Origin of the sequence: Halalkalibacter hemicellulosilyticusJCM 9152 (genome assembly GCF_000513115.1) — a bacterium.
Classification (GTDB): domain Bacteria; phylum Bacillota; class Bacilli; order Bacillales; family Bacillaceae_D; genus Halalkalibacter; species Halalkalibacter hemicellulosilyticus.
Genome location: NZ_BAUU01000012.1, coordinates 54,995 through 73,477, shown reverse-complemented (window position 1 = coordinate 73,477; position 18,483 = coordinate 54,995). Strand labels below are relative to the sequence as shown.

Sequence of the window (18,483 nt, the reverse complement as noted above, 5' to 3'; positions counted from 1 at the left end):
GTTTTGAAAGTGTTCACATTTCGAGTGTTGTTGTTATTAATTTAAAATAAACTATGTTATGATAATTTCACTTACAAAAAACATTGTAATAAACAAGGGGCTTACTATGAGATTAACGAATTATACGGATTACTCATTACGAGTACTCATTTATTTGGCATTAAAAGATAAAGAGGAGCTTTCTAATATAAAAGAAATTGCTGATTTCTATCAAATATCAAAAAATCATTTAATGAAAGTCACATATGAACTAGGGAAGTGGGGATTAATTGAAACGATTAGAGGGAGAAACGGTGGAATAAGATTATCGATTAATCCGAAAGAAATTAATATCGGGAAAGTTGTGCGAAAAACAGAGGATGATTTTCATTTAGTGGAATGTTTCGATGCTTCACGAAATGATTGTATCATTTCACCGGTATGTGGTTTGAAGCATGTTTTAAATGAAGCGTTGGTAGCCTATTTTAACGTGTTAGATCAGTATACATTGGAGGATATTTTACAAAATAAAGAAATGTTCTCTCAGTATCTTTCATCTAATTCTTTAGAAAAAAAACAACAGGAGGGTTAAGTTCCTGTTGTTATAAAAGCAACTTCATTGCATGATGTTTAGTTTAGTTTAAAGTGGGGGGCGAGTATGTCTTTTAAAATGTGAGCACTTTTATGAAAAGCAACGGATTCTTCCTCATTTAATTCAAGCTCAACGATTTCCCTAATTCCTTCGCGGTTAATAATAGTAGGAACACCAATATAGACATCCTTTTGATTGTATTGTCCATCAAGGTGAGCAGATACAGTTAGAATAGCATTTTCGTTGTTTAAAATCGCTTTAGTAATACGAACTAAAGCCATAGCAATCCCATAATAGGTAGCGCCTTTTCCTTTAATAATGTGATAAGCTGCATCCCGAACATTCTCAAATAACGGCTGTAAATCCTCGATTTTATATTGATCATTACGTTCAATCATCTTCATAATAGGAACGCCGCCAATATCAGCGAGACTGTATACAGGCAATTCACTATCACCATGCTCCCCAATAATATACGCGTGTACATTTGAAGGTGACACATTAAAATATTCCCCAAGCATAAAACGGAAACGAGCCGTATCAAGTGTTGTCCCAGAACCAATAACACGCTCTTTAGGCAAGCCGCTAAACTTCCAAGTCGCATAAGTTAAAATATCAACAGGATTTGTAGCGACTAAGAAAATACCATCAAATCCACTACCCATCACTTGTTCAACAATGCCTTTAAATATATTTACATTTTTCTCGACAAGATCTAGTCTTGTTTCTCCAGGCTTTTGATTAGCTCCAGCACATATGACAACGATGTCTACATTATGACAATCCTCATATGTTCCGAATCGTACATGTGTAGGCTGTGGTGCAAAAACTTTCCCATGATTAAGATCCATGACATCACCGTTTGCCTTTTCTTCATTTAAATCAATTAATATAAGCTCATCGACAATGCCTTGATTAATAAGTGAAAATGCATAACTAGATCCGACAAATCCTGTTCCAATTAACGCAACACGATTTAGTTTAATGTTTGCCATTTCATCACATCCTTCATTCATTGTGATCTTACTATATAAGTAGTATATCACTTTTCCAATGATCCAAGTTAATCTTGCTCAACATTTCACAAACTATCCACATCTTTTTTTAAAAAGACAAATAGATTAATGAATGGTAAAATAGTAGCATGATTTAATACACATAATTTTAGTCGCAAAGGGGAATAGAGATGAATCGTGTACAAGAGATGATCAATCGTGATTTTAAAGTGAAAAACAAAATGATGCTTATCATTTTTTCCGTAAGCCTATTAGTAGGTGCTATTTTATCCTTTGTACAAGGAGAAACGGGGAAAGGAATCTATTATTTAAGTCAAGTGCTCGTATTATTCGTAGTCTTTCTCGTCGTTTCTTACATATTAAAGAAAGAAGCTGTATTTCCATATAGTTTTATAGTCATTGTTGCTGGATATACGATATCATATTCGATCTTTTTAGGTGGAGGATTTGGTATTATTTTCATCGCTTTTTTCTATTTACTGTTTTCTGCTTTCCACTATCGTCATCGAATTTTTATTCTGGGGCTATTATTAGGTTTTGCAATGATTCTTGTTGAATTTTCAATAGGGGAATCTCAACATGAATTGTATGCTTCTTTACAACCTTTTGTTTTATTAATTTATATACTAATGGCATTAGTGCTCTATGGAATGATTCGAATTAACCATCAACAATCTTCCGCATTACAAGAAATGCTCACTAAAGAAGAGGAAGCTAATCATAATGAAACAACAGAAAAAGAATTCCTCGTAACAGGTTTAATGGATATTACGAATCATGTTAAGGAAGCTAATGAGAAGCTAAGAACGAATAATGAATCTCAAAGTGAGATGGCAACGGCCATTAATCAAATTTCAGCAGGAAGTCAAACGCAAAGTGAACAAGTTATTGGAATATCAATGAATGCTCAGGAAATATTAACGATGATGAAGCAATTAAATGAAAAATCAACACAATTAAAAGGTCAAACGAATGCAACATCGGATCAAGCGAACGAAGGTCAAAAACTAATTCTTGGATTACAATCTTCAATGAATGAATTGCAAACGTTTGTTGGTGAGTTAAATCAAACCTTTCAAACATTAACAGAGAAAATTGAGGAAACGACCACTTTTACGAGTGATATTCGTGAAATAACTGAGCAAACTAATTTACTTGCTTTAAATGCTTCAATTGAAGCAGCTAGAGCGGGAGAAGCGGGAAAAGGCTTTTCAGTTGTTGCAAATGAAATTAAGAAATTAGCTGATATTACACATCAAACAACCGAGAAGATTACTAGTAATTTGCATGAAGTGAATGGTCAAAATCGATTAACGGTTGAGAAGCTTTCACTAAGTAGCAGTCAGTTTGAGACGATTTTACAGTCAACACATACAGTGAAAAATAATTTTGATGGGATTACGAGTACGATTCAGCAATTAGTACAACAGTTTGACGAGTTCGATACGTTGTCAGATACAGTAAAAGAACAATCAACGAACGTGGATAATTCAACACGTTCATTAGCTAGTATCATCTATGAAACGTCGGCTAGTTTAGAGGAATTAACAGCAACGATCGAAACATTAAAGCACGGTAATGAGGAAGTTACGGCATTAATCGCTGCGACAACAGAACGTGCTCAAGACATTATTGAGAAGCAGCAATAAAAATGATGAGTGAGGCTGTGATATAACTAGCTGTAATGAAAAAGGTGAATTTGAGCACGTTCAAATTCACCTTTTTCTATTATCCAAAAATTGGTTCCGGATCATTTTTGCGTTTTCGATAGTTGCCTTCTTTTGTTTTTTTACATGATGAACGGAAAACGGAATGAGTATTTTATAAAGATTGTCGCTCTAAAACGGCGGGTGATTCTCATAGTGAAATGGAGCGCAATGGAACGAACCTGTGGCGGCTATTATCCTTGTACGTCGGTGCTTGTTAGTTGTTGATGATGGTGATGTGATGAAATAATAGTGTGTCCTTTTTTTAAGAAATAGAAAGCGATGATGAAAGTAATTGCTGCACAATAGAATAAACTAGAGTGTCCAATAAAATCCATGAAAAGACCTAGTAAGCCTGGTGCAATAATAGAAGAAGCCATAGAAAACAAGTAGTATAACCCAGTAAAAAAGCCGATGCGATGGACACCTCCTAAGTCAGCAACTAATGGATATGCTTGAACATTAATGAAAGCCCAGGCAATTCCACTTAAAAATAGGACAGCTTGGAGTATGATTACAAACGAATGATTACTAGTCACGCTAACGAACAGAGGGAGTAGCGGAATAAGAATAAAGAGTAATGGTAACGCAATAAGTCCAATAAACATCGTCGGTGCTTTCCCTAATTTAGAACCGAGAATACCGGCTGGGATGGCAAACAATACAAATGAGAGACTAAAAAATCCAAGTGTCATACCTGCAACATTTTCATCTAACTGTAAATATTCGACAGCATATACAGTGAATTGTGCTTCCATACCTGAATAACCAATAAAGTAAAGAAAAATAGCAATGAGAATGAAAAGATGACCTCGATATTGTTTTTCTTTTAATTTGAGTAAAGAATGTGAAAAGGATAATGAAGCTTGTGTTTCTTCTAAGCTATCGTTTGAATTGCTAGAATAAGGTGGTTTCCGATCGACAATATAGTACAGTAGGATAAATGATAGCATAAGAAAAATACCGGCAACAATAAATGGGAAGGCTCGATTTATGATAAACAAGTTAGATAGTAAAAATAATGCCATAATGGCCCCAATTCCTCCCATTAGATTGATAACGCCATTAGCAGTGGATCGTTTGGAGGGGTGTGTATGATCGGGCATAAGGGCAATGACAGGTGCTCTATATACCGTCATCGCCAATAAAAAAATAACATCAATAAGAAGTAATAGCCAAAGTGTGACGGTAGCGCTGTACGGGATGAGAATGAAAAAGATGGCTGCGATAGGCATTCCTATTATGATAAACGGTAGTCTATTCCCAAGTGGTGATTGTAGCCTATCTGACCAAGAGCCGATTAAAGGGATTAATAAGACAGCAAGCAAATTATCTAGCCCCATAATGACCCCGCGAATCGCTCTTGATTCAATGAAATCACCTAAAATTAACGGCATGTAGGCATTGTAGAATGTCCAAATCATCGTTAGGGCAAAGAAACCACTACCGATCGCAGCTATCTTTTTGTAGGAAAAGGTAGGAGCACTTTGAGTATTCATTATGTTCTCTCCTCAATTTTACTCATCTTGGAATGATCATCATATTTTTGACGAATCGATAAAGCTTGATCAACGTGATCGGTAATAACGGCTGGGCACTGATAAGAGATGAGACGCTTTAAATCCTCGTCCTCATTTACCGTGAAAGGTCTGACGGCTATTTGTTCTTTAGCAGCTTGAACTAATATAGGCTTTTGAGCAACAGGGTAAAAGCAATGTAATCCACGTGCTCCGACTGTCCGTGCATAATCCCATGGCTTATATAATCCCTCCATAAACAAAATCGCGGTTTCAATGTTAGGGTTTAATTTAGCAATTTTGGCGAGGCTATAATGGTTAAATGATGATAAAATGATTTGATCTTCTAATTCATATGTAGCAATCATTTCAAGGGTGGTTTCCTCAAGCCCTTCATATGGAATCACGCCATTTTTCAGTTCAATATTCGTTATCAAATTCGTGTGCTTGACCCATTGGAAATATTCGTCTAATGAAGGGATGAAACATTTCTGTTCCTGATTATTTTTAGTAGTTCCAGCTTCCCAATTCCTTAGTTCATTGAAGGTGAAATCCTTTACGAAGCCAATTCCATTCGTTGTTCGCTCAATGGTTTCATCATGAATAATGACTGGAATACGGTCTTTTGTTAATTGGACGTCTAACTCAATTCCGTCGGCTCCACAATCATAAGCAGCTCGAAATGCGGCCATCGTATTTTCTGGGTATCGTGCAGAGAAACCTCTATGTGCAAAAATCATTGTTCTATTCAAGTCATTTCACTCTCCTTCATTGTTAACTCTATTATTCTTTCGGGAAAAGTGGAAATAATCCTGCCGCTCTTTTATGCTTTACAAAACGTTTAACCTCTTTACAATAGGTAGCATTGCTTTGTATTAAGTTCGATTTGCCTCGCAATGTTTAATTTAGGACCCCCTAACTGTTGTTCGATACAATCGACAATATTCTTTAACATAAGAGGCGTCGTTTCTTGCTTTTGAAATGAATCGTTGTATTGCCATGGGCCATCTGTTTCGATTAGTAATTGAGTAAGCGGGACGTTGTGAAGCAGAAGTTGGTCTCGTTTACGGTAGCATAACTCTGGTGTGACGGAAATATAATACTGGGCATTCACGATGTCAGATAATACATCGTGAGGTCCTTTGAACCAATGAAAATGAGCTTGTTTAATTTTATGTTTCTTTAATAAGGTAAGTACAGTTGCCGCTTTATCATGAACGGCATGCAAGGAAACGGGAAGTTCATATCGGTAAGCATACAATAGCAACTCATCTAGTAATTCTGTGAAAAAGGAAAGTTTGTCAACTTGCTTTGGTTCATAATGAGGCAAACCAATTTCACCAATTGCAGTAATTCTTGAACGTTCGTCTTTAAGAAGCTGTTTAAATTCTATTACATCATGGCTTTTTGGATAAGAAAATTCTGGATGAAACCCAATACAGGCATTGACAAAATGGGGGAAGCGAAGTTGTAATTCGAGAGTTTTATAGGAAGAAGAGAGATCTGTAGATACGGCGATAACTTGTTTTACTCCTGCTTGCTGCCATTGAGCTATCTTTTCAGGTAAAGTTAAATAATCATATTGATCTAAATGAATATGTGCATCAATCATGTTCATAGCTCCTTTGTACATTCAATAAGGACACTGAAAAAGTTGGTTTTTAACTTTTTTTGTACCCTTTCAATAGAGGGGGGGACATAACGAAAGTGTTTGGCTGAGAATCTGAACAATGTGTGCTCCCCGTTTTTTAGAAGTGGTTCATTTGTACCTCTGTGTATTTGTTCGACTTCACCTTTATGAAAACTCTTATGTCCCAGCCTGCGTTTTTAATGCGAGATGATAAACCGTGCTATTTTTTATTTAATTCTGCTTGAAGATGATGAATCCCAATTGTTCGTTCAACATCCAAAATAAATCCAATTCCTTTACCAGGTTGATTAATTTGTACATCCTCTTCAATTTGTGCGAGTACTTGTTTCGTTTTCTCTTTTGTAATTAATGTTAAAATAATCTCTTTTTCAGGTTCAATTGCTAAATTTAATAATTTGGCTTTTTCATGTATACCTGTTCCGCGCCCAGAAATAATAGTTCCCCCTTCAGCGCCCGCCTTCTTCGTAGCATTGACGACTTTTTCAGAGTCACCTTTATTGACGATTGTGACAATTAACTCAAAGTGTATAGATTCTTTTGACATTGGTTTCTCATTCTCCTTCTTGTCTTCAATGTTTTGAACATGGCATAAACCTAGAATCGATTTTATGTGTAAGACGATTCCTAAGCCTTTTCCAGGTTTGTCGATTGAATAATCTACATTTATTTGCTCAATGACGTTGTGAACAATTTTTGAGGGGACAGCTGTTAAAATAATATTTTTTTCGGGTTCAATAGGTATACCAAGAAAATGCTTTTTCTCATGTATACCCACACCACGTCCTAAAAGGATCGTTCCGCCTTCAGCACCTGCTTTCTTCGTAGACTTGACAATATGCTTGGCGTCTCCCTTTTTTACAATTGTAATAATAAGTGAATAGTTTAAGTTAAGGTCCATTTTAATTAGATTCAGCTCGCTTTCTTTCAAAAATTAAACCTAAAATAAGAACAGATAAAATAGGGGCTAGTGCTACTAGGGCAATCATACCAAATCCATCCATTAGTGGGTCGCGTCCTTCAATAACTGAAGCAATACCGACGGCAATTGCTAGTATAAATGTGACAGTCATCGGACCTGTTGCGACTCCGCCCGAGTCAAAAGCAATTGCAATAAATGTATTTGTCGAGAAGAACATTAAAATCATGACAAGTAGATAGCCTGGTATAATGACATACCATAAAGGAAAGCCGCTTAATATACGAAACATTGATAAAGCGATTGAACATGCAACACCAATGGACAACGTGTACAACATCATTCTCTCTGAAATATAGCCACTAGATACTTTTTCTACTTGAGTATTAAGGATTCTCACAGCAGGTTCAGCAAAAGTTGCTACGAACCCTAATAAGAAACCAACGGGAATCACAACCCAATTGTAGTTGAGTTCGCCTAACTTTTCTCCCATAAGCTCACCAGCAGGAAAGAAACCAACATGTACTCCTTGCAAAAACAACGTCAGCCCTATAAATGATAATGCGATTCCAATAAATATACGAAACAGCTTCTTTCTTGTTAATTTTAAAAAGATAAATTGAAAAACTAAAAAGAAAATAAGTAGTGGAATCAGTGCAAACGTTACTTCAAGTATGGTTTCTGCAAAGCCTTCGAATATTCGGGATATCATCCGTAAATCACCCCTAAAATCAATACAGCAATGATCGGACCAATCGATGCAAGAGCGACTAATCCAAAGCTATCACTTGATGAAGTTTTACCACGAATGACAGATGCTACTCCTACGCCTAGAGCTAAAATAAAAGGTACAGCCATCGGCCCTGTCGTAACACCACCGGCATCAAATGATATTGGAATAAAAGATTCAGGTGTACATGCAGCTAGAACAAAAACAATGGCATAACCGCCTAGTAATAGCCATTTTAAAGGGATGTTGTATACAATTCGTAATAAGGATAAGGCAGCGAAAATGCCAAGGCCAATTGCTACAGAATAGATAAGCACCATTTGAGAGATGTCTCCACCAGAAACGTCATCAATTTGACTTGATAATACACGAACATCAGGTTCAGCAACGGTGACTACAAAGCCTAATAAAAAGCCGAAAAATAAAATTAAGCTGATTTTTTTTGTTTTTGGTAAAGTAGATCCGATCATTTCCCCTATAGGAAGCAACCCAATATGTACACCGAGTAAAAACAGAAAAAGACCTAAACTTACCATAAAAACACCTATTAAAAATTGAATAAAAACATCTGTAGGTAACCAAATGATGGTGTACTGTAAAATAATGATGACAAATGTTATTGGTAATATGGCAAAAATAACTTCTTTAGCTTGATCCTTTATATCGTTCATTTCATTCTCCTCTCATTGATTCAGCTATTCTATCATCGTGTGAAACCTGTGTTTTTCTTACTCACAGAAAGGAGAAAACACATTAACTCTATTCCCGTATGTGGAGTTGTTAAACCTTTATGATGTCGTTTCATCACACATGTTCTTATATATAAAATAATAAGATACACTATGATCAACCAATCAAACATGATAAAATAAAAGCAAACAAAAATAAACAAAGGTTTATATGGGGTGACTAGATGCTTGTAGCAGAAAGACACGAAAAGATAACAGCACTTGTGAATGAACGCGGTAGTATTCGAGTAACAGAGCTCAGCCAATTGTTCAATGTTACAGAAGAAACGATTCGACGTGACTTGGAACGGCTAGAAAATGAAGGGAAGCTAAGAAGAAGTCACGGTGGAGCGGTTAGTATGAAGACGAATCAAATAGAAGCTCCTTATTTTGAGCGTGAAATTCGAAATGTAAAAGAGAAAACAAATGTTGCCAAAGCTGCGCTTGAATATGTTAATGAGCATGACCGAATTATTTTAGATGCAAGTACGACTGCTTGGTATATGGCAAAGCTCTTGCCTAATATGGCTTTAACGGTAGTAACGAATTCACTTAAGGTGGCTATGGAATTAGCACAGCATGATAAAGTAACGGTTATTTCTCTTGGCGGCACGTTACTTCCTCGCTCGTTATCATTTGTAGGTCCAGTTTCAACTGATTCTCTTGAACATTATCATGTCAATAAAGCATTTCTTTCCTGTCAAGGTATTCACCATGATAGAGGGATTAGTGATTCAAATGAACTTCAAGCTATTGTTAAGAAAAAAATGATGGAAATTTCTGATGAAACATTTTTGCTTGCTGACTATTCAAAATTCGGTGTTCAAGCATTTGCACGCATTGGTTCGTTAGAAAGTGTTCAAAAGATCATTACAGATCAGAATACATCGGATGACCAGCTTACAAGATTTAAAGATTTGCCACTGTCGATTATAAAATCATAGTAGTAGCTTGTTCAAAAAAGAGAGCCATTCTTTTTCGTATATGTAACGAAGTTGGGCAGCATAACTTAGTGAAGTATGGTAAAATTTGTTTGAAGGACTTATTGTAAAGGGTGAAACGATGACTATTAAATTTGATTTACATACTCATCACGAACGTTGTGGACATGCAATTGGTACAATAGAAGATTATATTAGACAAGCCATTCAATTAAATTTAGATTATATTGGTATCTCGGACCATACTCCGCATTTTTACAGTGAGGAGGATCATCTCTATCCAGGAATTGCGATGCAGAAAAGTGAATTTAACAGCTATGTAGAGGAAGTATTACAGCTTAAGGAGAAATATGCGAGTAAGATTCATGTGCTTTTAGGAATTGAAAGTGATTTTTTCATTGATCATATGACTCATTACCAAAGGCAATTCGAATTGTATCCATTTGATTATATTATTGGCTCTGTCCATTTTGTTCACGACATAAATATTTTTCAACGTGGTCGGTTTGATTTATTAACTGAATCAGAACGAGTTCAAGTGAAAGAAAACTATTATGAACAAATTGCTTTATCAGCTAAAAGTGGACTTTTTCAAATATTAGGGCATATTGATGCGATGAAAGGGTATTATCCTCCATTTTCAGACTTAGAAACGGAAGCTGTTGACAAAACGTTAAAAATAATCGGAGAACAACAAGTCGCCATTGAAATAAATACATCTGGTAAAACGAAGGATGTTCGAGGGTGGTATCCGGCAGATGACATTCTGGAACGAGCATTATTTTACAGTGTTCCAGTCACCTTTGGTTCCGATGCTCATACACCTGAACGAATAGCGGATGATTTTGACCTTGTCAGGAAAAGATTAAGAGAAATCGGTTATAAGGAATGGACGTATTTTATTAATAGGAAGGCTGTGCATGTTTCTTTATAAAGTATGAATGTAAGCTCTATTTTTGAGCTTATATTCAATAAGTTAACATAATATTATTATAGTTATGTTGTTAAAGTTCGTTTTTATAAAAATGTCATGTTACAATGTGGAGAACTTAATGTTTCTAAAGGAGTCACATATGCTATTTCCTGTCCTGCTTTCATTTGTTGTTTGTGTCGTTGCACTTGTTATTACGTTAAAATTAACAGCAGCTTCGGATGAAGAATATGATAGTAAAAAAAGTATGAAACATATGTCATGGATTTACTTTCTCGTGTTTCCTATTATTCTAGTCGTTGTTTTGCTTTTATGGTGGATTTCGGAGTTAATGAGTTAGTCGAATAAATCATTTGGCTAATAATCGATAGTGTGGTATCATTTACTAGAATTGAATAGTACTCGGGGAGCTATGAGGTTGGCTGAGAGGATGTCCCGTTGAAGACATCGACCCTTTAACCTGATCTGGGTAATTCCAGCGGAGGGATGTATGATTTATTTGTATACGTAATTGAATGAACGTCTACATGCCTCTATGCATGTAGACGTTTTTTTATCATTTGTATATAAACTAATCGATAGTCCAGTCAGGGAAGTAGAAGAGGGGGTATTCATGAAAGAATTGAAGGATGTGACAAAAGCTGGATCACCAGCTATTGTCACTGTGGTTATGTTTGTACTCATATGGGAGCTTATCGTTCGGATCACCGGCATAGAACCTTATATTCTACCAGCCCCGTCTGAGATTTTTCTGGCATTTGGTGAGTCGTGGACATTATTGCCGGAACATATTTGGATTACTGCTGCTGAAGCATTACTTGGCTTTAGTTTAGGAATTATCGTTGCATTAGTCATTGCTCTATCACTTGATGCATCAGTAATATTACGAAAGAGTGTGTATCCATTGCTTCTCTTTTCTCAAACAATTCCGATTATAGCGATTGCACCTTTACTTATTATTTGGTTTGGCTATGGCATTTTACCAAAAGTTCTAGTCGTCGCTTTAGTGACATTTTTTCCTGTAGTTGTGAACATGATTGAAGGTCTGCAATCAAGTGATCGGGATATGATGAGGTTATTACAATCAATGGGGAGTTCACGTTGGCAAACTATGCGCTATGTTCGATTTCCGCATGCACTCCCATACTTATTTACTGGATTGAAAATTGGTGCAACCTACAGTGTGTTAGCTGCAGTAATTTCTGAGTGGGTCGGGGCAAGTAAAGGTTTAGGCATTTATTTAGTTCGAGCTCAAAATTCTTTTGCAACCGATAAAGTGTTTGTTTCAATTATGATTATATCATTTTTAAGTTGTTTGCTATTTTTTATCACCGTCCTTATTAGTAGATGGGCGATGCCTTGGAAGTATAAACATATGAAAAAGGGAAGTGGAGAAAGTTGAAAAAAGGTTTATTTATGATCAGCATGAGTGTTATGACTAGTTTTGCTTTAATTGGATGTAGTTCAGAGGGTGGAAGCAATAACGATTCGCCTAAATTGAATGAAGTCGATAATGAACAAGCTGCAACAGAGGAAAAAGAAGACCAACTAGAAGCGACCATTGTATTGGACTGGGTACCTAACACGAACCATACTGGGATTTATGTGGCTAAAGCAAATGGGTATTTTGAAGAAGAAGGATTAGACGTTACAATCATCGAACCAGCGTTAGAAGGAGCGGATCAAATCGTTGCTTCTGGGCAAGCCCACTTCGGAATAAGTTCACAGGATAGTGTAACGGTGGCACGTTCAAGTGATATTCCGGTTGTGTCATTAGCTGCGATTATTCAAGAGCATACGTCGGGATTTGCATCACCAGTTGAAAAAGATATCACATCACCTTCTGATTTTGAAGGAAAGACGTATGGTGGCTGGGGATCTCCACAGGAAGATGTCATGATATCAGAAGTCATGAAAACAGTAGACGCTGATTCTTCAACAGTTGAAAATGTCACGGTGGGAACGTCTGACTTTTTCGTTAATACATCAAGGGAAATCGATTTTCAATGGATTTTCTATGGATGGACGGGTGTTGAGGCTGAGGTACGTGGCGAAGAGATAAACATGATTTATTTAACAGATATTGATCCTGTTTTCTCTTATTATTCTCCGGTTATTATTAGTAGTGATTCTGTTGTTGAAGAACAGCCAGAGCTTGTTGAGAAGTTTATGCGTGCCATCAGTCGTGGGTATGAATTTGCCATTGATCATGTCGATGAAGCAGCAGACATCTTAATCGAGGCAACTCCCGAAACAGATGCTGAGTTAATACGTGCTTCTCAGGAGTGGTTAAGTGAACGTTATCAAGGAGAAGCGGAGAAGTGGGGGTATCAAAGCACAGATGTTTGGAGTACTTATACCGAATGGATGCTGGATAATGAATTGATTGAAGTAGATGTACCAATAGAAGAAGCAATGACGAATCAGTTTCTTCCTTAGAACAGGAGATATCATGCATTTACAATTATCGAATATTCACTATACGTTCTCTGATCATACGAACGTCATTAATGATTTGCATCTAACTATCGAAAAAGGAGAATTTGTCTCTCTTATTGGTCCTAGTGGATGTGGTAAAAGTACATTATTCAATTTAATATCTGGTTTAGAGATACCGAACGCTGGTGAAATTCTTCTCAATGGCCATTCGATTGTCGGTCAACGGAATCATGCAAGTTATATGATGCAAAAAGATTTACTTTTACCATGGAAAACGGTATTAGAAAATGCTCTATTAGGAGCAGAAATTAGTAAGCAAAATCTAGCAGAATCTAAGAAAAAGGCGTTTGAACTCTTACCTTTATTTGGACTTGAAGGCTATGAGCATTATTATCCGCATGTTCTTTCAGGTGGAATGAAACAACGCGCTGCTCTTTTGAGAACATTTCTTCATCAAAAAGAAATGTTGTTATTAGACGAGCCTTTCGGAGCGCTTGATGCATTAACAAGAGAACATATGCATGAATGGTTATTATCCGTTTGGAACAAATTACGACGTTCTGTATTGTTTATTACACATAGCATTGATGAAGCAATCTTTTTATCAGACCGGATTTGTGTTTTGGCTCCTAAACCAACAAACATCATTGCCGAATATAACGTAACGTTGCCAAGACCGAGAAATAAGGAAATGGTCTTAACAGAAGAGTATATATCCTTAAAGAAGCAATTGATGCAATCTTTACAATAAAGGAATGGAAAGGATGACTTTTATGAAATTTTCGGAACATTTAAGAAAGCAAGTTGACTCGATTTGGAATGCGAGCTTTGAACACCCATTTGTAACAGGTGTAGCCGATGGGTCTTTATCTCTTGATGCATTCAAGCATTATGTGAAACAAGATTCTTATTATTTATCAAAATTTGCTCAGGTTCAATCGATTGGTGCTGCTAAAGCGCTTGATTTCTATACAACGAGTCGCATGGCATTTCATGCTAAATCGACCTTTGATGCAGAGCATATGTTACATGAAGGATTTGCGAAGGAATTGGGGTTATCAGAAGAAGGGCACATAACTGTTGAAAACCCTGCACCTACGGCAGTTGCGTATACGAATCACCTATTTGCATCGGCGTATAAAGGAACATTGGGAGATGTGATTGCTGCTATTCTTCCGTGTTATTGGCTTTATTGGGAAATCGGTGAGAAATTTAAGGGAGCTAAACCAGGGGTAGCCATTTATCAAAAATGGATTGATACGTATGGTGATGAGTGGTTTGGAGATCTTGTTCAGGAGCAAATTAACCGTTTAGATGATTGGGCGAGTAAAGCTTCTGATGGTGAGAAGAAAAGAATGGAGGAGATTTTTGTTACGAGTAGTAAGTATGAATATATGTTCTGGGAGATGGCCTATACATTAGAAGAATGGCCAGTATAATCATCACTCAAATGCATTGGAAGAGGCTGGGACATAACAAAAGTGTTTAGCTTTTAAAAACACTTTTGTTCCAGCTTCTTCTATTTTGTTTGAAAAAAGATCAAACGTTAAAAATAAAGGATTTCGCAGTAAAACCAACTTGACTTATAGGAATAGTGAAGCTATCATTATAGTAATCATTTTTTAATTATAACCGAAATAATGAATGATTTTTATGTCAAAACTAGTCCTATTACATAAAATCAAGTAAGATTAGTTTATATTTAATTGTGAGGTGGAATTTGTTGCAACTTCATGTTTTGAACAGTCCGTTTAATGAAGAACAGGTAGAGCAATTAAATAAGCTCTTACCAACATTAACAGAATCACAGAAAATTTGGTTAACGGGATACTTAGCTGCTACACAAGCAGCTTCAGCACCTGTATCAGTAACGGAAAACCAATCTACTGGAAATACTACAGCTACTAATGTTACACCAGTTGTGGAACAAGTGATTTCTAAGGATGTGACGATCTTATTTGGATCACAAACTGGTAATGCGCAAGGTCTTGCTGAACAAGCAGGAAAGATGTTAGATTCAAAAGGGTTTAATTGTACCGTTCTTTCTATGAGTGACTTTAAGCCGAAAAATTTAAAAAAGGTTGAAAACTTACTCATTCTTGTGAGTACACATGGTGAAGGTGATCCACCGGATAATGCTTTAACGTTCCATGAGTTTCTTCATGGAAAGCGCGCACCAAAAGTAGACTCTCTTCGCTACTCAGTCTTATCTCTTGGCGATAGTTCATATGAATTCTTCTGTCAAACAGGTAAGGAATTCGATCAACGATTAGAAGAGCTAGGAGGTACGCGTTTATACCCTCGTGTAGACTGTGACTTAGACTTTGATGAACCTGCGGCAGAATGGATTGAAGGTGTTCTTAATGGATTAAATGAAGGAGTGGCACAATCAACAGAAGTACTAGCAGAAATGCCGACTGCTTCCTCTGGTGAAAGTGAGTATTCTCGAACGAATCCATTTCAAGCAGAAGTATTAGAAAATTTAAATTTGAACGGGCGTGGTTCAAATAAGGAGACACGTCATCTTGAATTATTATTAGAAGGTTCAGGTCTTACATATGAACCGGGTGATGCGTTAGGGATTTATCCTGAAAATGATCCAGAGTTAGTTCAGTTACTATTGAAAGAATTAAACTGGGATTCAGAAGAAATAGTGACAGTTAACAAACAAGGAGATGTTCTGTCATTAGAAGAAGCTCTTACGAAGCATTTTGAAATTACTGTCTTGACTAAGCCATTATTAGAGCAGGCGTTAAAGCTGTCGAATCATGATGCCTTACGTGAGCTACTCTCGGCTGGAAAAGAAGCGGAATTAAAAGAGTATATAAATGGACGTGATTTATTAGATCTTGTTCGTGATTTTGGACCTTGGGGTGTATCAGCTCAAGAATTTATTGCGATTCTTCGCAAGATGCCTGGTCGATTGTATTCAATTGCGAGTAGTTATGCGGCAAATGAAGAAGAAGTACATTTAACGATTGGAACTGTGCGTTATGAGTCTCATGGTCGAAAGCGCAAAGGTGTTTGCTCTACTCTTTGTGCTGAACGTCTAGAATCAGGTGATACTATTCCGATCTATATTCAAAAGAATCCTAACTTCAAACTTCCTGAGCATCCAGATACACCGATTATTATGGTTGGTCCAGGAACAGGAATTGCACCGTTTAGAGCTTTTATGCAGGAGCGTGAAGAAACGGAAGCTGAAGGGAAATCTTGGCTCTTCTTCGGTGATCAACACTTTATGACAGATTTCTTATATCAAACGGAGTGGCAACAATGGTTAAAGGATGGAGTTTTAACGAAGATGGATGTTGCTTTTTCTCGTGACTCTGATGAAAAAGTGTATGTTCAGCATCGTATGCGTGAACAAAGTAAGGAATTGTATACATGGATTCAAGAAGGTGCTGTTATTTACATTTGTGGTGATGAGAAGCATATGGCACATGATGTTCACGAAACGTTGATTACTATTATTGAACAAGAAGGACAGATGAACCGTGAACAAGCAGAACAATACCTTTCAGAAATGCAGCAACAAAAACGTTATCAACGAGATGTTTATTGATTTAAGAGTGGAAGGAGTAATGCAACATGGCTAATCAAAAGTTAACAGCACCTGAAGGTTCACCTAGTGATGTTGAACGAATAAAAGAAGAAAGTAATTATTTACGTGGATCATTAGAGGAATCAATGCTAGATCAAATTAGTTCAGGTATTCCTGATGATGATAATCGTCTTATGAAATTTCATGGAAGTTATCTTCAAGATAATCGTGATTTACGTAATGAAAGGCAAAAACAAAAATTAGAACCAGCTTATCAATTTATGCTTAGAGTTCGTACACCAGGTGGCGTATCGACACCTGAACAATGGCTCGTAATGGATGAATTAGCTCAAAAATATGGTAATGGAACGTTGAAGCTAACGACTCGTCAAGCTTTTCAAATGCATGGCATTTTAAAGTGGAATATGAAGAAAACGATTCAAGAGATTCATGCTTCGATGCTTGATACGATTGCAGCCTGTGGGGATGTAAACCGTAATGTGATGTGTAATCCAAACCCATATCAATCTGCTGTTCATGCTGAGGTTTTTGAATGGTCTAAAAAACTAAGTGATGACCTATTGCCACGTACAAAAGCCTATCATGAGCTTTGGTTAGATGAGGAGAAAGTAGCGAGTACCCCTGAGGTCGAAGAAGTTGAACCAATGTACGGTCCATTATACTTGCCTCGAAAATTTAAAATTGGTATCGCCGTTCCACCATCTAATGATATAGATGTTTTCTCTCAAGATATTGGTTATATTGCCATTATTGAAAACGACAAGCTTGTTGGATTTAATGTAGCTATTGGTGGCGGTATGGGGATGACGCATGGTGACACAGCGACTTACCCTCAGCTTGGAAAGGTGATTGGCTTTTGTAAGCCAGAGCAAATGGTAGATGTCGCTGAGAAAATTATTACGATACAACGCGATTATGGTAACCGTTCTGTTCGTAAAAATGCTCGGTTTAAGTACACGGTTGATCGTTTAGGGTTAGAGAATGTCGTCGAAGAGCTAGAAAGTCGTCTCGGTTGGAAGCTTGAGGACGCGCGCGACTTCCACTTTGATCATAATGGTGATCGTTATGGTTGGGAAAAAGGTGTTCAACGTAGATGGCACTATACCTTATTTGTCCAAGGTGGTCGTATAGTTGATACTGACGATTATAAGCTTATGACAGCGTTAAGAGAGATTGCTAAGATCCATTCAGGTGATTTTAGATTAACGGCCAATCAAAATCTAGTCATTGCGAATGTCACGAGTCAGAAGAAAAAGCAAATAAATGAGATTATTGAAAAATATCATTTAACGGATGGTTCTCCTTATTCAGCATTACGTCGTAGTTCACTTGCCTGTGTATCGTTACCAACCTGTGGACTTGCGATGGCTGAAGCAGAGCGCTATTTACCAACACTTATTGATAAAATGGATGCGATTGTAGATGAAGCTGGTTTACGTGATAAGGAAATTACGATTCGAATGACTGGCTGTCCTAACAGCTGTGCTCGACCAACACTCGCTGAAATTGGTTTCATCGGAAAAGCACCGGGTAAATACAATATGTATTTAGGTGCGGCCCATGATGGGAGTCGCTTAAGTAAGCTGTATCGTGAAAATATTGGTGAAGAAGACATTCTGTCTGAATTGAAGCAATTGCTTCCACGATATGCGAAAGAGAGAGAAGATGGAGAACATTTTGGTGATTTCGTTATTCGTACGGGTGTGATTAAGGCAACAACAGACGGCACGAATTTCCATGAATAGATGCATTTTGTGAAGGTGTTTGATAAG

Annotated in this window: 18 protein-coding genes and 1 riboswitch; of the genes, 11 read left to right on the top strand and 7 right to left on the bottom strand. The window is 36.9% G+C overall.

Features of this window, described 5'->3' with window-relative positions:
• Window positions 1-106: 106 nt before the first annotated feature.
• Window positions 107-571: an RrF2 family transcriptional regulator gene (locus JCM9152_RS08995; protein WP_035343361.1), complete on the top strand. Its 465-nt coding sequence runs from the start codon at window positions 107-109 to the stop codon at window positions 569-571.
• 38 nt (window positions 572-609) lie between these two features.
• Here JCM9152_RS08995 and JCM9152_RS08990 read toward each other — a convergent pair whose 3' ends face one another.
• The gene (locus JCM9152_RS08990; protein WP_035343360.1) at window positions 610-1,566 is read right to left on the bottom strand and encodes an L-lactate dehydrogenase; all 957 of its coding nucleotides are present in this window, start codon (window positions 1,564-1,566) and stop codon (window positions 610-612) included.
• 191 nt (window positions 1,567-1,757) lie between these two features.
• On the opposite strand from JCM9152_RS08990, the gene JCM9152_RS08985 reads away from it, so the two are divergent.
• The gene (locus JCM9152_RS08985) at window positions 1,758-3,236 is read left to right on the top strand and encodes a methyl-accepting chemotaxis protein (RefSeq protein ID WP_035343358.1); all 1,479 of its coding nucleotides are present in this window, start codon (window positions 1,758-1,760) and stop codon (window positions 3,234-3,236) included.
• A gap of 251 nt (window positions 3,237-3,487) precedes the next feature.
• On the opposite strand, the gene JCM9152_RS08980 is transcribed toward JCM9152_RS08985, so the two are convergent.
• The 6 genes from JCM9152_RS08980 to JCM9152_RS08955 all read right to left on the bottom strand — a co-directional run bounded on the left by JCM9152_RS08980 (window position 3,488) and on the right by JCM9152_RS08955 (window position 8,778).
• Entirely contained in the window at window positions 3,488-4,792 is a 1,305-nt protein-coding gene (locus tag JCM9152_RS08980) for an MFS transporter (RefSeq protein ID WP_035343356.1), read from the bottom strand.
• Window positions 4,792-5,562 (bottom strand): glycerophosphodiester phosphodiesterase, encoded by a 771-nt coding sequence (locus tag JCM9152_RS08975; RefSeq protein ID WP_235715670.1) that lies wholly within the window; start codon window positions 5,560-5,562, stop codon window positions 4,792-4,794. Before JCM9152_RS08975 ends, JCM9152_RS08980 begins: the two co-directional genes overlap by 1 nt.
• Window positions 5,563-5,660: 98 nt before the next feature.
• Complete coding sequence (locus JCM9152_RS08970) at window positions 5,661-6,422, bottom strand: TatD family hydrolase (protein ID WP_035343355.1); 762 nt, start codon at window positions 6,420-6,422, stop codon at window positions 5,661-5,663.
• 238 nt (window positions 6,423-6,660) lie between these two features.
• Window positions 6,661-7,359: a P-II family nitrogen regulator gene (locus tag JCM9152_RS08965; protein ID WP_035343507.1), complete on the bottom strand. Its 699-nt coding sequence runs from the start codon at window positions 7,357-7,359 to the stop codon at window positions 6,661-6,663.
• Window position 7,360: 1 nt separating this feature from the next.
• Window positions 7,361-8,089, bottom strand: a complete 729-nt coding sequence (locus tag JCM9152_RS08960) for a DUF1538 domain-containing protein (protein ID WP_035343353.1) — start codon at window positions 8,087-8,089, stop codon at window positions 7,361-7,363.
• The gene (locus tag JCM9152_RS08955) at window positions 8,086-8,778 is read right to left on the bottom strand and encodes a DUF1538 domain-containing protein (protein WP_035343351.1); all 693 of its coding nucleotides are present in this window, start codon (window positions 8,776-8,778) and stop codon (window positions 8,086-8,088) included. Before JCM9152_RS08955 ends, JCM9152_RS08960 begins: the two co-directional genes overlap by 4 nt.
• 242 nt (window positions 8,779-9,020) lie before the next feature.
• Between JCM9152_RS08955 and JCM9152_RS08950 the strand changes: the two genes are divergently transcribed.
• The 9 genes from JCM9152_RS08950 (at window position 9,021) to cysI (ending at window position 18,456) form a co-directional block, all read left to right on the top strand.
• On the top strand, window positions 9,021-9,779 hold the full coding sequence (locus tag JCM9152_RS08950) for a DeoR/GlpR family DNA-binding transcription regulator (RefSeq protein ID WP_035343348.1): 759 nt from the start codon (window positions 9,021-9,023) through the stop codon (window positions 9,777-9,779).
• 124 nt (window positions 9,780-9,903) lie between these two features.
• Entirely contained in the window at window positions 9,904-10,710 is an 807-nt protein-coding gene (locus JCM9152_RS08945) for a histidinol-phosphatase (RefSeq protein ID WP_035343505.1), read from the top strand.
• Between the two features lie 139 nt (window positions 10,711-10,849).
• The gene (locus tag JCM9152_RS08940) at window positions 10,850-11,047 is read left to right on the top strand and encodes a hypothetical protein (RefSeq protein WP_035343346.1); all 198 of its coding nucleotides are present in this window, start codon (window positions 10,850-10,852) and stop codon (window positions 11,045-11,047) included.
• A gap of 53 nt (window positions 11,048-11,100) precedes the next feature.
• Window positions 11,101-11,211: riboswitch (TPP riboswitch) on the top strand.
• 109 nt (window positions 11,212-11,320) lie between these two features.
• Window positions 11,321-12,109: an ABC transporter permease gene (locus JCM9152_RS08935; protein WP_035343341.1), complete on the top strand. Its 789-nt coding sequence runs from the start codon at window positions 11,321-11,323 to the stop codon at window positions 12,107-12,109.
• Window positions 12,106-13,146 carry an ABC transporter substrate-binding protein gene (locus tag JCM9152_RS08930; protein ID WP_035343339.1) on the top strand — a complete coding sequence of 347 codons (1,041 nt, stop codon included), beginning with the start codon at window positions 12,106-12,108 and terminating at the stop codon, window positions 13,144-13,146. The genes JCM9152_RS08935 and JCM9152_RS08930 overlap by 4 nt, the downstream gene beginning before the upstream one ends.
• 13 nt (window positions 13,147-13,159) lie before the next feature.
• A complete protein-coding gene (locus JCM9152_RS08925) occupies window positions 13,160-13,897 on the top strand; it encodes an ABC transporter ATP-binding protein (protein ID WP_035343337.1) in 738 nt (245 codons plus the stop codon).
• 22 nt (window positions 13,898-13,919) lie between these two features.
• Window positions 13,920-14,585 carry a thiaminase II gene (tenA, locus tag JCM9152_RS08920; protein WP_035343336.1) on the top strand — a complete coding sequence of 222 codons (666 nt, stop codon included), beginning with the start codon at window positions 13,920-13,922 and terminating at the stop codon, window positions 14,583-14,585.
• Window positions 14,586-14,869: 284 nt separating this feature from the next.
• Window positions 14,870-16,711 carry an assimilatory sulfite reductase (NADPH) flavoprotein subunit gene (locus JCM9152_RS08915; RefSeq protein ID WP_035343335.1) on the top strand — a complete coding sequence of 614 codons (1,842 nt, stop codon included), beginning with the start codon at window positions 14,870-14,872 and terminating at the stop codon, window positions 16,709-16,711.
• 26 nt (window positions 16,712-16,737) lie between these two features.
• Window positions 16,738-18,456: an assimilatory sulfite reductase (NADPH) hemoprotein subunit gene (cysI, locus tag JCM9152_RS08910; protein WP_035343333.1), complete on the top strand. Its 1,719-nt coding sequence runs from the start codon at window positions 16,738-16,740 to the stop codon at window positions 18,454-18,456.
• The last annotated feature ends 27 nt before the right edge of the window (window positions 18,457-18,483 follow it).